General features: G+C 61.3%; 13 protein-coding genes. 7 read left to right on the top strand and 6 right to left on the bottom strand.

What is annotated here, in order from left to right:
- Positions 1-3: 3 nt before the first annotated feature.
- The 4 genes from PSH78_RS16860 to PSH78_RS16875 form a co-directional block, all read right to left on the bottom strand.
- The gene (locus PSH78_RS16860; protein ID WP_305495591.1) at positions 4-288 is read right to left on the bottom strand and encodes a transcriptional regulator; all 285 of its coding nucleotides are present in this window, start codon (positions 286-288) and stop codon (positions 4-6) included.
- A gap of 125 nt (positions 289-413) precedes the next feature.
- The gene (locus tag PSH78_RS16865; protein ID WP_305495592.1) at positions 414-1,313 is read right to left on the bottom strand and encodes a glycine betaine ABC transporter substrate-binding protein; all 900 of its coding nucleotides are present in this window, start codon (positions 1,311-1,313) and stop codon (positions 414-416) included.
- 292 nt (positions 1,314-1,605) lie between these two features.
- Entirely contained in the window at positions 1,606-2,541 is a 936-nt protein-coding gene (locus PSH78_RS16870) for an electron transfer flavoprotein subunit alpha/FixB family protein (RefSeq protein ID WP_305495594.1), read from the bottom strand.
- On the bottom strand, positions 2,541-3,290 hold the full coding sequence (locus PSH78_RS16875; protein WP_305495597.1) for an electron transfer flavoprotein subunit beta/FixA family protein: 750 nt from the start codon (positions 3,288-3,290) through the stop codon (positions 2,541-2,543). Before PSH78_RS16875 ends, PSH78_RS16870 begins: the two co-directional genes overlap by 1 nt.
- Before the next feature lie 209 nt (positions 3,291-3,499).
- On the opposite strand from PSH78_RS16875, the gene PSH78_RS16880 reads away from it, so the two are divergent.
- Positions 3,500-5,536, top strand: a complete 2,037-nt coding sequence (locus tag PSH78_RS16880) for an NADH:flavin oxidoreductase (RefSeq protein WP_305495599.1) — start codon at positions 3,500-3,502, stop codon at positions 5,534-5,536.
- Positions 5,537-5,666: 130 nt separating this feature from the next.
- Entirely contained in the window at positions 5,667-6,050 is a 384-nt protein-coding gene (locus tag PSH78_RS16885) for a VOC family protein (RefSeq protein ID WP_305495600.1), read from the top strand.
- Positions 6,051-6,584: 534 nt separating this feature from the next.
- Here the strand turns inward: PSH78_RS16885 and PSH78_RS16890 are convergent.
- Both PSH78_RS16890 and PSH78_RS16895 read right to left on the bottom strand, forming a co-directional pair.
- The gene (locus PSH78_RS16890) at positions 6,585-7,370 is read right to left on the bottom strand and encodes a pyrroline-5-carboxylate reductase (protein WP_305495601.1); all 786 of its coding nucleotides are present in this window, start codon (positions 7,368-7,370) and stop codon (positions 6,585-6,587) included.
- Positions 7,367-8,068, bottom strand: coding sequence for a TetR/AcrR family transcriptional regulator (locus tag PSH78_RS16895; protein ID WP_305495603.1), 702 nt, complete (start codon positions 8,066-8,068; stop codon positions 7,367-7,369). The genes PSH78_RS16890 and PSH78_RS16895 overlap by 4 nt, the downstream gene beginning before the upstream one ends.
- Positions 8,069-8,289: 221 nt before the next feature.
- On the opposite strand from PSH78_RS16895, the gene choW reads away from it, so the two are divergent.
- The 5 genes from choW to PSH78_RS16920 all read left to right on the top strand — a co-directional run bounded on the left by choW (position 8,290) and on the right by PSH78_RS16920 (position 13,818).
- On the top strand, positions 8,290-9,138 hold the full coding sequence (choW, locus tag PSH78_RS16900) for a choline ABC transporter permease subunit (protein WP_305495605.1): 849 nt from the start codon (positions 8,290-8,292) through the stop codon (positions 9,136-9,138).
- A complete protein-coding gene (gene choV / locus PSH78_RS16905) occupies positions 9,135-10,358 on the top strand; it encodes a choline ABC transporter ATP-binding protein (RefSeq protein ID WP_305495607.1) in 1,224 nt (407 codons plus the stop codon). The genes choW and choV overlap by 4 nt, the downstream gene beginning before the upstream one ends.
- Positions 10,359-10,433: 75 nt before the next feature.
- Positions 10,434-11,687 (top strand): aromatic ring-hydroxylating dioxygenase subunit alpha, encoded by a 1,254-nt coding sequence (locus tag PSH78_RS16910; protein ID WP_305495609.1) that lies wholly within the window; start codon positions 10,434-10,436, stop codon positions 11,685-11,687.
- 9 nt (positions 11,688-11,696) lie between these two features.
- A complete protein-coding gene (locus PSH78_RS16915) occupies positions 11,697-12,815 on the top strand; it encodes a hybrid-cluster NAD(P)-dependent oxidoreductase (RefSeq protein ID WP_305495611.1) in 1,119 nt (372 codons plus the stop codon).
- A gap of 88 nt (positions 12,816-12,903) precedes the next feature.
- Entirely contained in the window at positions 12,904-13,818 is a 915-nt protein-coding gene (locus PSH78_RS16920) for a LysR substrate-binding domain-containing protein (protein WP_305495613.1), read from the top strand.
- Positions 13,819-13,926: the final 108 nt, after the last annotated feature.

Genomic DNA, 13,926 nt, shown 5'->3' on the forward strand with positions numbered 1-13,926 from the left:
TGATCATGCACCGCGCGCATCAGCCTCGGCCGGCGTTATCGGGGCGGTGTCCTTGGATAGATTGCTATCTGCGCGCCGCCTCGCGATGCTGTGGCGCAACCGATCACGCTCCAGCGCTTCAACGGCCACGAGTGCTTCGACACCGGCCCCGGCTTCGACTTTCTCAATGAAGTTCAAAATGGCCTTTTTCATGAACCAGTGCGAGGTCCGGTCCAGCCTGGCCGATGCCGACTTCAGCCTGGCGCGCGTTTCCTCATCCAATTTGATACCCAGTGTCGTGACTGTCATCACTCAGCCCCTGAATAGAAACAAGCCCTCGCCCTACGTACACATGCGAGAGGACTCAGCAGGCGGTGCCCTTGACGCTAGACCAAGGGCACCGGACTGCAACAACTATCGGATAACAACGTCCATTACTGGGCTGGCGCAGCGGAAGCAGTCTGGCTGCCAAACATCGCTTCGAAGCGCGGCTTGTTCGCCGCGTAGTACTCGGCAACCACCTTGTCCGCCGTGCTTTCGCGGGCATCCGCCATCAACTTCTCAAGGTCCGCTTTCGGGATCTTGAAGTTGGCGAAGAAGCGCGCCACGTCAGGATGCTCGGCGCTGAAACCTTTGCGGGCAATCGCGTGGATCTGCTCGGCGCCACCGAATATCTGCTTCGGATCATCCAGATAACGCAGCGGCCATTTGGCAAACATCCAGTGAGGACTCCAGGCGTTGACCAACGCCCACTTGTCTCGTTTGATGTTGCGATCCAGTTCACTGAGCATGCCGGACTCTGAAGACGCAACCATCTTGTAGCCGTCGAGCTTGTATTCCTTGATGGCTTTTTCCGTCAGCTTGTACTGACCATTGCCCACTTCCGAGGTGAGAATCTTGCCGCCGAGCTTCTCCCGCACTTCGGGTTTGTTGAGGTCTTCGACACTGGCAATCTCACTGGTAGGAATCGAGGTGGGCACCGCCATGCCGATCCGGCCTTCATACAGTACGCCGAGGTCTTCGAGCTTGTCCTTGTACTTGTCATAGAAGGACTTGTGGGTGCTCGGCAGCCAGACCATCGGAATCAAATCGATATTGCCGTTGGCCAGTGCCTGGAACTGGATGCCGATGTCGGCCAGCACCAACTTGACCGGTTGCTTGAGATGATCCTGCAACGCGGTGTTCGCCAGCTTCACGGCGATTTCCGTGTCCGACCAGTTCACCCAGCCGATACGGATGGGCGCCGGTTCCTCGGCTTGAGCGATCAGGCTGCCGCAGGCCAAAGCAAGGCCGGCAAACCAGCCGATAAAAGTTTTACGGGGTAACGTCATCATGTGCATCTCCGCAGACTGTATTAATAGTTATTGGCAGGGCAGCAGAAGCATTCATTTTCCATCACGACCGCGGGCGGCCATGGGTAAGTTCTAATTATGAAATCACGGCTATCGAGTGTGGCTTACCCTCCTCCGCCCGTTGGCGGGCTGACTCTTTCAAGGTTGTCGATAAACCCGTGGCGAGGGAGCTTGCTCCCGCTGGGTCGCGCAGCGGCCCCAGGTTTTGCGGCTGCTGCGCAGCCGAGCGGGAGCAAGCTCCCTCGCCACGGGTTCGTCGTTTTACGTCGTGAATTCACAATGCCCTTTCGAGTGCCGGCAACGCCTCGAACAGATCCGCCACCAACAGGTAATCCGCCACCTGGGCAATCGGTGCCTCGGCGTCCTGGTTGATCGCGACGATGACCTTTGAACCGCTCATGCCCGCCAGATGTTGTATGGCGCCACTGATGCCTGCGGCAATGTAAAGCTTTGGCGCGACGATCTTGCCCGTCTGCCCGACCTGCAAATCGTTGGGTGCGAACCCCGAATCAACAGCAGCGCGGGAGGCCCCCACGGCACCGCCGAGCTTGTCGGCCACCCGCTCGATCAGGGCGAAGTTCTCTTTGCTCTGCATCCCGCGGCCACCGGAAACGACGACGCGGGCGCTCGACAGATCGGGCCGTTCGTTGGCCGTCAGTTGTTCGCTCACCAAACGTACGTTGCTGGCGCTTTGTCCGCCGTCCACTGCAACCACTTCGCAGGGTTTGTCATGGGATAACGCTTGGGCGAATGCCGAAGCGCGCACCGTGAGCAACTTGATCGGATCCAGCGACTGCACCGTGGCGATGGCATTGCCGGCATAAACAGGCCGCTGGAAAGTGTCCGCCGAGACGATGTGGGTAACGTCCGAAAGCATGCCCACATCCAGGCTCGCCGCGACCCGTGGCAGCAGATTGCGGCCCATGCTGCTGGCATCGGCAACGACGTGTGTATACCCCTCGGCCACCAGCGAAGTGATCAGCGGCTGGACGTTTTCAGCCAGGGCATTTTCGAACACCGCCGCTTGTGCGAGCAGCACCCGGTCCAGGCCCTGGGCCAGCGCTGCCTGTTGCGCCACGGCCGAGGCGTCCGTCCCGCCCATCACCAGCAGATCCGTTTCAGCACCCAACGCCACGGCGGCGCTCACGGCGCTCCGGGTGCCTGCCGTCAGTTGACCGGCACTGTGCTCGGCGATCACCAATGTGCGCATCAAATCACCCCCGCAACGGTTTTCAGTTTATCCACCAACTCGACCACCGAAGCGACCGTGATCCCTGCTTTGCGTACAGGTGGAGCGACAACACCCAGCAATCGAGCGTGTTGCTTCACGCTCGCACCCAAGCTCTCGGCGGCAATGGTTTCCAAGGGCTTTTTCTTGGCTTTCATGATGTTCGGCAACGAGGCGTAGCGCGGTTGATTCAGGCGCAGATCGCAGGTCACCACGGCCGGCGTCGAGAGCGCGACCACCTGGCTGCCCCCATCGACCTCACGCTCGACGAGCCATTGCCCGTCGACATGATTGACTGCCGAGGCGTAAGTGGCCTGACCGCTGCCGATCAACTGCGCGACCATTTGCCCGACCTGGTTGTTTTCCTGGTCGATCGCCTGCTTGCCGAACAGGATCAGTTGCGGTTGTTCCTGATCAATCACTTTGCTCAGGTACTTGGCGACGTTGAGCGGCTCGAGAGTCGCGCTGGTCTCGACCAGAAGCGCCCGGTCCGCGCCAAGTGCCAACGCCGTGCGCAGCTGTTCCTGGGCGGCCGAAGTGCCCACCGAGACCACCACCACTTCGGTTGCCAGCCCTTTCTCCTTAAGGCGAATCGCCTCTTCCACCGCGATCTCGCAGAACGGATTCAAGGCCATTTTCACGCCGTTGAGCTCAACGTCCGAACCGTCAGCCTTCACCCGGACTTTCACATTCGGGTCGATGGCGCGCTTTACCGCAACGAGCACTTTCATGGTCTTTGCACAGCCCCCTCGCACTTGGATCGATGCCGGATGAATGGCGCGCCCGCGCCGGATCACCCCTGTTTCGACTGGATGGTAATCCTGGTTTTTCCCCCGCGCAAGAAAAATGTACACCTATGTCTCAATCGTTGACACACATGAACATTGCACATACCGTTATGTCAAAACCAAGCCTGATGTTCTGTTCCCGGAGCAACACCATGTCCAGCGATCCTCTGCTGCAGCCCTACAAGATCAAGCATCTGACCCTCAAGAATCGGATCATGACCACCTCCCACGAGCCCGCGTATCCCGTGGATGGCATGCCGAAGGATTTGTACCGCGCCTATCACGTCGAACGGGCGAAGGCCGGCGTTGCGTTGACCATGACCGCGGGCTCCGCTGCGGTTTCACGGGACAGCCCGCCGGTGTTCAACAACGTGCTGGCGTACAAGGACGAGGTGGTCAAATGGATGAAGGACCTGACCGACGAATGCCACGAACACGGTGCTGCGGTGATGATTCAACTGACCCACCTGGGGCGGCGCACGCGCTGGGACAAGGCGGATTGGCTGCCGGTCGTCTCGCCGTCCCATCGCCGCGAAGCGTCCCACCGGGCCTTCCCGAAAAAACTGGAAGACTGGGACATCGACCGGATCATCAAGGACTACGTGGACGCCGCCGAACGCATGAAGGCCGCCGGTCTCGACGGTTTGGAACTGCAGGCCTACGGGCATCTCATGGATCAATTCTGGTCGCCACTGACCAACGATCTCGACGGCCCCTACGGTGGTTCGCTGGAAAACCGCATGCGCTTCACTTTCGATGTGTTGCGCGGCATCCGCCAGCGTTGCGGTGAGGACTTCCTGCTGGGGGTGCGCTATACCGGCGACGAAGACCTGCCGGGCGGCTTCGGCGCCAGCGATGGCCTGCAGATTTCCCACATGCTCAAGGACAGCGGGCTGGTGGATTTCCTCAACGTCGTACGCGGGCACATCGATACCGATGCCGGCCTCACCGACGTGATCCCGATCCAGGGCATGCGCAACTCACCGCACCTGGATTTTGCTGGCGAGATCCGCTCCGCCACCGGTTTCCCGACTTTTCATGCGGCGAAGATCCCGGACGTCGCCACGGCGCGACACGCCATCGCCTCGGGCAAGGTCGACATGATCGGCATGACCCGCGCGCACATGACCGACCCGCATATCGTGCGCAAGATCATCGAAAAACGTGAAGAAGAGATCCGCCCCTGCGTTGGCGCCAACTATTGCCTGGACCGCATCTATCAGGGCGGCGCCGCGTATTGCATCCACAACGCCGCCACCGGGCGCGAAACCACCATGCCCCACGAAATCCCCAAGGCGCCGCTCAAGCGCAAGGTGGTGGTGATCGGCACCGGCCCGGCGGGCCTGGAGGCGGCACGGGTGGCCGGCGAGCGCGGCCATGACGTCACCGTGTTCGAAGTGGCCGACCAGCCAGGCGGGCAGATCCGCTTGACCGCGCAGAGCGAGCGCCGCCGCGAGATGATCAGCATCATCGACTGGCGCATGGCGCAATGTGAACGCCTCGGCGTGAAGTTCCAGTTCAACACCTGGGCCGAGGCCGATACGGTGATGGCCGAGGAACCGGACGTGGTGATCGTCGCCACGGGCGGTCTGCCCCACACCGAGGTGCTCAAGCAAGGCAATGAGCTGGTGGTGTCGACCTGGGACATCATTTCCGGCGATATCAAGCCCGGCCAGAACGTGCTGATCTTCGACGATGCCGGCGACCACGCGGCGCTACAGGCGGCCGAGATCATCGCCAGCAGCGGCGCGAAACTGGAAATCGTCACGCCCGACCGGTCGTTCGCACCGGAGGTGATGGCGATGAACCTGGTGCCTTACATGCGCAGCCTGCAAGACCTGAACGTCACCTTCACCGTCACCTATCGGGTCGACTCCGTGGAAAAACGCGACGGTCAACTGGTTGCGCACTTCGGCAGCGACTACGGCCAGGTGCACAAGCAGCGGGTGGTCGACCAGGTGGTGGTCAACCACGGCACCCTGCCCCTGGACGATTTGTACTTTGAGTTGCGGCCGCATTCGAGCAACAACGGCGCGGTCGAGCAGCACAACCTGATCGCCGGGAAAACCCAGAATATCGTGACCAACCCCACAGGCCGCTTCCAGCTGTTCCGGATCGGCGACGCGGTGTCGGCGCGCAATACCCATGCGGCCATCTACGATGCGCTGCGGTTGGTCAAGGACATCTGAAGCGCGACCGGATCAGGATCCGGCTCTGCATTTGACAAGAAAATCGGTAAGCCCGTGGCGAGGGAGCTTGCTCCCGCTGGGCTGCGCAGCAGACCCGCTTTCGAATTCCCCCAACTGAAAGGAAACCAAGATGTCCGTTTTCACCCATGTCAGCGTCGGCACCAACAACCTGGCGAAAGCCCGTGCGTTTTATGACGCCACTTTGAAAGAGATCGGCCTCAAGCGCGTCGCCGACCTTGATGATGCCGGTTCCATCTGGGGCGCCGACAAACCTTCGTTTTTTGTCCTCAACCCGGCCAACGGCAATCCGGCATCCATCGGCAACGGCGTCACCGTAAGCTTCGAGGCGCCGAACCGGGCGGCGGTCCGCGCTTTCCACTCCACCGCCCTGGCAAATGGCGGCGTTTGTGAAGGCCTGCCGGGCTCCCGTGGCTGGGCAGAGAATGCCTACGCGGCTTATGCCCGGGACCTGGATGGGAACAAGCTGGCGGTGTATTGCTTCAAGGCTGAGTAAGGCGCTGGGCTAACGTAGGCAAGCATGGCGAATGTGTTGGCCTGCTCGCGAAGGCGGTGGTTCAGTGACGAGGATGTTGGACTGGCTGACGCTTTCGCGAGCAGGCTCGCTCCCACAAGGGATTGTGGGTTGCACATGCCCTGTGTCTGTCAAAGATTAGAATGTGGGAGCGAGCTTGCTCGCGATAGCGGTGGTTCAGTGACAAGGATGTTGAACTGGCTGACGCTTTCGCGAGCAAGCTCGCTCCCACAAGGGATTGTGGGTTGCACATGCCCTGTGCCTGTCGAAGATTAGAATGTGGGAGCGAGCCTGCTCGCGAAGGCGGTGGTTCAGTGACAGGGATGTTGGACTGACGGACGCTTTCGCGAGCAGGCTCGCTCCCACAAGGGATTGTGGGTTGCACATGCCCTGTGTCTGTCAAAGATTAGAATGTGGGAGCGAGCTTGCTCGCGATGGCGGTGATTGAGTGACAGGGATGTTGGACTGGCTGACGCTTTCGCGAGCAGGCACGCTCCCACAGGCCTGATCAGTGAATCAGGCTTGAAGGCCCTGGCGGGCGACCGCGGCGCCGGCTTGCAATGCCTTCCCCACCTGCTCCTCGAAATGCCCTTCGGTCATCGCTTGCAGGGCGGCGGCGGTCACGCCGCGGTAGGCGACCAGGGCGTCGATCATCTGCCGGGCGTCATGGCTGGCCAGCAACTGGCTGCTGTGGACCACGACATTCTTCGCCGCAAGCTGCGCAATCTCGGCGGGTATGCCGGCCTCCATCGCCTGATTGGCCAGAGCTGTCATGAGCAAGGCTGGAAAGGCCGGGCCGGTGCCGGAAAGCGCGGAAAGGTAATCAATGAAGTCTTCCTGCTGAACCTCGGCAGCCGTGCCCACGCATTCGAACAAGCGCTGAACCAGGCCTTTAGTCGCCGCATCCACCACACCCGCGCAATACCAAGGCGTAAACGACTGCCCGATCTCCACCGCCGCATTGGGCATCGCCCGCAGCACCGTCGAAGCCGAGGTCCGGGCGGCAATGGCCTGCGCGGTGATCCCGGCCATCAATGAAATGACTGTCTTGCCAGAAGCGTTGAGGCTCAGGCCGGCGAACTGCTCGGGGCGCACCGCGATGATGATCACGTCGCTGCGGTCCACCAGCGCCTGGTTATCCGTGACCAGACAAACGCCTTGTTGCGCCAAAGGATGGACACCCGAGCGATTGGAGATAACCAGGTGACCCGCCGGCAACAGCGCCTGCGCCAACACAGCCTTGGCAATCGCCCCGCCCAGCCAGCCCGTTCCGCCAATGATGCCCAGCGTCGGCGCGTTCATTTCCCGGCCGTCTCTTCAAAGGTTTCCGTCAACGGCACAAAGATCCCCGGCTCTTTTTCGGCATAGCCGAATTTGCCGTAGAAACGATCCAGCTCGCGCTGCTTGGGTACTTTGCCGGTGAAAATGCTCACGTAATGCGGGATGCGCTGGAAACGCACGGTGATCAACTCGCTGGTGTTCATGGTGATGTAGCCGATCTGGGTCAGGTAGATCGTCCGGGCCCGTGCGTCGGCACCCTGGCTGTCATAACCAAAGCGCTTGAACATGCTCGCCAGGGCGCCCATTCGCTGCTCGTCGACGATGGCGACTTCCTGCGCCACTTCAGCGGACTGGAGCGCCCAGCTGCGCACGGCGAATTCGAATTGCGAATCGAACAATTGAGGGTTGAGCCAGCATTCGAAGACATTCAGGATCGCCTCGGAAATGCTCTCGGCGTAGCTCTCGCTTTGCCGGATCAAGCCACCGGTGTTGGTCTCGCGCCAGCGCGACAGCAAAGCCGCCAACAACTGCTCACGATCCTCGAAGAACCAATAGAAGCTGGTGCGTGACAATCCCAAACGCTTGGCCAGCGGCATGACCCTGACCGCATCGATACCGGACTCCTTCAAGGCCTCGTAGGCCGCTTCCAGCCAGCCTTCGGGCGACCCTCGCCAGCCGGCGTCCTGGGCCTTGCCGCGCGCCTTCCCTACCTGGGGCATCTTGCATCCACCTTGTTGAACGTACGTAACGCGAATGTACTCGGATGCCCGCCGAATGTACACCTGAGTACAGTTGCTCAACGCAGCGCGCTGGTGCGCTCGAAGCCAGCGCAGGATTGATGATCAAAACTCATGAGCCACTGACTTTAAATGGTTTGTCAGCACCGCACGCCCGGATGAGTATCTGCTCCAGGCAAACCAGAACAAAAACGAGCCGCCTTATGTGGACTGCACAAGAAAAACTCCCGCTGGGTGAGCACATCGCCCGATACGTCGAATGGCTGACCCAACATGGCGCCGATGTCTTCGACGCCATTTCGCTGTCGCTTTCCGAGGTCATCTCGGTCTTTACCAGCGCCCTGCTCTGGTTCAACCCGCTGGCCCTGATCGGACTGCTGGCCCTCTTCGCTTATTACATTCAACGCAAGGTAAGCCTGACGCTTTTCGTCGCCCTGTCGTTCCTGTTGATCTTCAACCTGGGCTACTGGCAGGAAACCATGGAAACCCTGGCCCAGGTGACATTCGCCACGCTGGTGTGCGTCATCATCGGCGTGCCGCTGGGCATCGTCGCGGCGCATCGTCCCTGGTTCTACGCAACCCTGCGACCGGTGCTCGACCTGATGCAGACCGTCCCGACTTTCGTCTACCTGATCCCGACCTTGACGCTGTTCGGCCTCGGCGTGGTTCCGGGATTGATTTCCACGGTGGTCTTCGCCATTGCCGCGCCAATCCGCCTGACCTACCTGGGCGTGCGCGATGTGCCTCAAGAACTGATGGACGCCGGCAAAGCCTTCGGCTGCTCACGTCGCCAGCTGCTGGCACGCATCGAGCTGCCCCATGCGATGCCGAGCATCGCCGCCGGGATTACCCAGTGCATCATGCTGTCGCTGTCGATGGTGGTCATCGCCGCGCTGGTCGGCGCGGATGGCCTGGGCAAGCCTGTCGTCAACGCCTTGAATACCGCCGATATCGCCATGGGCTTCGAAGCAGGCCTGGCGATCGTGTTGTTGGCGATCATCCTCGACCGCATCTGCAAGCAGCGCGAAACCGTGAAAAGAGGTGACGCATGAGCATCATTCGTTTTGAAGACGTCGACGTCATCTTCGCCAACCGCCCGAAGCCGGCGCTGGAGCTGCTCGACCAGGGTTTTTCGCGCCCGGAGATTCTGCAGCAAACCGGCCTGATCGTCGGCGTGGAGAAGGCCAATCTAGACATCAACAAAGGTGAAATCTGCGTGCTGATGGGCCTGTCCGGCTCCGGCAAATCGAGCCTGTTGCGCTGCGTCAATGGCTTGAACACGGTGAGTCGCGGCAAGTTGTTCGTCGAGCACGAGGGCCGACAGATCGACATCGCCGCCTGCACGCCGGCCGAGCTGAAAATGATGCGCACCCGACGCATCGCCATGGTCTTCCAGAAATTCGCCCTGATGCCCTGGCTGACCGTGCGCGAGAACATCGGTTTCGGCCTCGAAATGCAAGGCCGTCCCGAGAAGGAGCGGCGCAAGCTGGTCGACGAAAAGCTCGAACTGGTGGGCTTGACCCAATGGCGCAACAAGAAGCCCGACGAGTTGTCCGGCGGCATGCAGCAGCGGGTCGGCCTGGCCCGCGCCCTGGCGATGGACGCCGATATCCTGCTGATGGACGAACCCTTCTCGGCCCTCGACCCGCTGATCCGCCAAGGCCTGCAGGACGAACTGCTCGATCTGCAGCGCAAGTTGCACAAGACCATCGTCTTCGTCAGTCATGACCTGGACGAAGCCCTCAAGCTGGGAACACGGATCGCCATCATGAAAGACGGCAAGATCATCCAGTACAGCAGACCCGAGGAGATCGTGCTGAAGCCGGCCGACGACTACGTGCGCAACTTCGTCGCCCACACCAACCCATTGAATGTGCTCTGCGCGGGAAGCCTGATGACCCCGTTGGACCAGTGCATATCCGCCCAGGGCGAATATTGCCTGGATACGGTGCAGAACCTCTGGGCTGCGCTGAACGCATCGAAAGAACTGGCCAGCGTGCGCCGCGGCGCTGCGGCCCAAGCGCTGCAACACTGGAACCGCAACGAGGCCAGCGCGCCCTTGCGCCGCCTGGTCACCTCGGTGCCGGCGGATACCGGCATGCGCGAGGCGCTGCGTATCCGCTACGAAACAGGACATCCATTGATCGTGCTCGATAAAGACCAGACCGTCGTCGGTGTACTGGGCGATACGGAACTGTACCGCGCACTGCTCGGGCATGACCTGTCGCGCCCGGTTTTGTCCGAGCCATTGTCAGAGCCTGCGGTGGCCTGAACAGACGAAACCCGTTTTCCCTGCAGCACTGCTTGTCCGCCAACCACCGATCATTTGCCTTGAGTGAGATCGACGATGAACCCAACCCTGAAAACCCATCGTGAACTGCTGGCCGACCGCACCCCGGGCCATGGCATGCCTGGCGGTCTGTTCGGCCGCGAGGATGTTTTTGCAACCGACGTCGATGTGTTTTTTACCAGACACTGGATTCTGGTGGGGGTCACCAGCGACGTTGCCGAACCCGGCGATGTCTCGACGATCGATATCGGCAAATCCTCGATCATCCTGGTCCGCGACGATGACGAGCATGTGCAGGCGTTCCGCAATGTCTGCCGTCACCGTGGGGCGCGCTTGAAACAGGCCGGCAAATCGACGGTGGGCATGCTGGTCTGCCCCTATCACCAATGGACGTACGACCTGGACGGCAGCCTGAAACATGCCGCGCACATGGGCAAGGATTTCGACCCGGGGTGCAAGAGCCTGATCCCGGTCCACACCCGCGTGGTGGGTGCCCACGTATTCGTCTGCCTGAGTGACGAGCCGCCGGAAGACATCCTGTACCTCGACCAGGTCATGACCCCGCGTTTCGCTCAGTACGATCTCAGCCATTCGAAGATCGCCTACGAGTCGGAAATCATCGAGAACGGCAACTGGAAACTGGTGATCGAGAACAATCGCGAGTGTTATCACTGCGCCGCCACTCACCCCGAATTGACCGCGTCGTTCCTGCCGGAGGACTTCGGCTTCTGCACCGACGGACTGGGCGAGGACTCGCTCCTGGCACTCAAGGAATATCACCAGCGCAACGCCGATACCAGGCAAGACTGGGAAAACCAAGGCTACCTCTGTGAGGCCGTCGAGCACCTGGGCGAGGACGCGGTGACTCAGTTCCGCACCCAGCGCCTGGCCATCGCCGGCAACGGCGAATCCCAGACCCTCGATACCCGCGTCGCCTGCACGCGCTTGTTTGGCGACCTCACCCGGCGCGACCTGGGCGACATACACTTGTGGACCCACAACTCATGGACCCACATCATGAGCGACCACGCGGTGGTCTCCTACATCATCCCGCTGGCGCCCGATAAAACCCTGGTGCGGACCAAATGGCTGGTGCACGCCGATGCCATCGAGGGCGTGGACTACCAGGTGGACAGACTGATCGAGGTCTGGGCTGCAACCAATCTTCAAGACGCCAACCTGGTCGGCATCACCCACAGCGGCACCCAGGACCCGGCCTATTCGCCCGGACCGTTCTCGGCGTTTACCGAAACCTATGTCGACCAGTTTTCTCGCTGGTACGCGGCGCGTCTGGCCGCCCATGGCGTGTGAGGGATGGACATGACGACCTACGAAAAGCTGACGCGCCTCCAACGTTTTACCGACCCGACGACCTGGGCCGCCTATGGCTCGCAATGGCACAGCGGCGAGCAGAAAACCTTGTCATGTTGCGCCGTGCGCCAGGAAACCCATGACGTGAAGACGTTCGTCTTCCAGTGCGCGGACTTCACTGCGTTGAGCTTCGAACCGGGGCAATTCATCACGCTGTCGCCGGTCATCGGTGGGCAAACCATCGCGCGCTGCTACACGCTGTCGTCCTCCCCCACGCGCCCGTTCACCTTTTCGATTACGGTCAAGCGCGTGCCGGGTGGCGTGGTCTCGAACTGGCTGCATGACCATCTCGAACCGGGAGACAACCTCAGGGCATCCGGCCCGGCGGGCAGTTTCACACCGGTGGGCCATCCGGCGACAAAACTGCTGTACCTGTCGGCCGGTTCCGGCGTGACGCCCTTGATGTCGATGACCCGCGCCGCCTGCGACATGGCGGCCAATCTCGACATCGTGTTCCTGCACAGCGCCCGCACGCCGGCGGACATCATTTTCCATGACGAACTGACGCGAATGCAGGCCGATATGCCCGGCCTGCGGGTCATCGGTATTTGCGAAGGGCTTGGCGCTGCCAGCCAGTGGCAGCAGCCGATCGGTCGGCTCGATCTGCCTCTGTTGAGCCAGCAAGTGCCGGACTACCACGAGCGGGAAATCTTCACCTGTGGGCCCCAAGGCTACATGGAAGCGGTCAAGGCGCTGCTCAGGGAAGCGGCGTTCGATTTTCGCCACTATCATCAGGAAAGCTTCGATATCGCGGTGCTGAATGAGGAACCGCTGATCGAGCAGGCCCCTTCACCCGACCCGCAACAGATGTTCACCGTCACCCTGTCGCGTTCGGGCAAGACCTTCAGCATGTCCGGCAACCAGACCGTGCTGAGCGCGGCGAAAAAAGCCGGGGCGATCGTGCCCTCCTCGTGCAGCCAGGGCATCTGTGGCACCTGCAAGACCGCCCTGCTGGAAGGCACGGTGGACATGAACCACAACGGCGGCATCCGCCAACGGGAGATCGACAAAGGCCTGCGCTTGCTCTGCTGCAGCAAGCCGACCTCCAATCTGGTCATCGATCTCTAGCCGTCACGCCTGATCTGCTAGTCACTGCGCGCAGGCTTCTGCACAATCACCCTGCGCCTGACCCCAAACAAGACAGTGACCCAGGCCGATGAAACTGCAACCGTTGCCGCCGCTCAACAGCCTGGTGGCGTTCGAGGCCGCTGCTCGCCACCGGAGTTTCACCGTGGCGGCTCGTGAACTGAACGTCACCCAGGGCGCCATCAGCCGCCAGATACGCCTGCTCGAAGATTATCTGGGCACGGCGCTGTTCATCCGCACGACCCGTGAAATCAACCTCACTGCGACAGGCAGCCAGTACCACGAAAGCATTCGCGATACGTTGCAGCAGATCGCCCGCGCCACGGCTGGCGTTCGGCATTGGCAAGGCGCGCAGCAAGTCACCGTGGTCACCAGTACGGCGATGGCATCCCTGTGGCTGCTCCCGCTTGTTTCGGAGTTTCAGCGCCAGCACGAAGAGATCGACCTGCGCATCATCGCCACCGACCAGGTCGAGGACTTTTCCCGGCTCGATTGCGATCTGGCGCTGTATTACTGCAGCACACCGCCCAACAACATGAAGGTCACCGCGCTGTTCAGCGAAGAGATTTTCCCGGTATGCAGCCCCGCGTACCTGGCGCAGCATCCCGAGGCCGGCAGGCTCGAACAGCTCGGCGCCTGCACCTGGTTATGGCTGGAGGACCAGCATCGGGACTGGATCGGCTGGAAAGAATGGTTCCGACGCCTAGGCCACCAGGCGCCAGAGCCTCGTCGGCGGATCAACATCAACAGCTACTCGATGCTGATCCAGTCGGCGCTGGCCGGGCAAGGTGTGGCCCTGGCCTGGTCGAGGTTACTCGGCGACCACTTGCAGACCGGCCACCTTGTTCGCCCGACCTCCAGCCTCTTGCGCACCGATGCGCAGTTTTGCCTGCTGGAACCCTTGGGGCGGGTGCCGAACCGGCAAAGTGTCAATCGCTTCCGCGAATGGCTGATGACTTATCTTGCGCAGACGGAGGGTGCCTGAGCAGTGGCGCGTCGAACCCAGGGCCGTTTATCAAACAGCTTAAAAAACCGCCACCGCGGCCGATAACCCTCACAAGAGCCCAGTGACTGGGTGGCTGGATTGCGGCGG

It is taken from the genome of Pseudomonas sp. FP198 (genome assembly GCF_030687895.1).
Lineage (GTDB): Bacteria > Pseudomonadota > Gammaproteobacteria > Pseudomonadales > Pseudomonadaceae > Aquipseudomonas.

Bases quoted from the DNA above. Each gene is read 5' to 3' on its own strand.
- PSH78_RS16860 (WP_305495591.1), bottom strand. From the start codon at position 288: ATGACAGTCACGACACTGGGTATCAAATTGGATGAGGAAACGCGCGCC.
- PSH78_RS16865 (WP_305495592.1), bottom strand. From the start codon at position 1,313: ATGATGACGTTACCCCGTAAAACTTTTATCGGCTGGTTTGCCGGCCTT.
- PSH78_RS16870 (WP_305495594.1), bottom strand. From the start codon at position 2,541: ATGCGCACATTGGTGATCGCCGAGCACAGTGCCGGTCAACTGACGGCA.
- PSH78_RS16875 (WP_305495597.1), bottom strand. From the start codon at position 3,290: ATGAAAGTGCTCGTTGCGGTAAAGCGCGCCATCGACCCGAATGTGAAA.
- PSH78_RS16880 (WP_305495599.1), top strand. From the start codon at position 3,500: ATGTCCAGCGATCCTCTGCTGCAGCCCTACAAGATCAAGCATCTGACC.
- PSH78_RS16885 (WP_305495600.1), top strand. From the start codon at position 5,667: ATGTCCGTTTTCACCCATGTCAGCGTCGGCACCAACAACCTGGCGAAA.
- PSH78_RS16890 (WP_305495601.1), bottom strand. From the start codon at position 7,370: ATGAACGCGCCGACGCTGGGCATCATTGGCGGAACGGGCTGGCTGGGC.
- PSH78_RS16895 (WP_305495603.1), bottom strand. From the start codon at position 8,068: ATGCCCCAGGTAGGGAAGGCGCGCGGCAAGGCCCAGGACGCCGGCTGG.
- choW (WP_305495605.1), top strand. From the start codon at position 8,290: ATGTGGACTGCACAAGAAAAACTCCCGCTGGGTGAGCACATCGCCCGA.
- choV (WP_305495607.1), top strand. From the start codon at position 9,135: ATGAGCATCATTCGTTTTGAAGACGTCGACGTCATCTTCGCCAACCGC.
- PSH78_RS16910 (WP_305495609.1), top strand. From the start codon at position 10,434: ATGAACCCAACCCTGAAAACCCATCGTGAACTGCTGGCCGACCGCACC.
- PSH78_RS16915 (WP_305495611.1), top strand. From the start codon at position 11,697: ATGACGACCTACGAAAAGCTGACGCGCCTCCAACGTTTTACCGACCCG.
- PSH78_RS16920 (WP_305495613.1), top strand. From the start codon at position 12,904: ATGAAACTGCAACCGTTGCCGCCGCTCAACAGCCTGGTGGCGTTCGAG.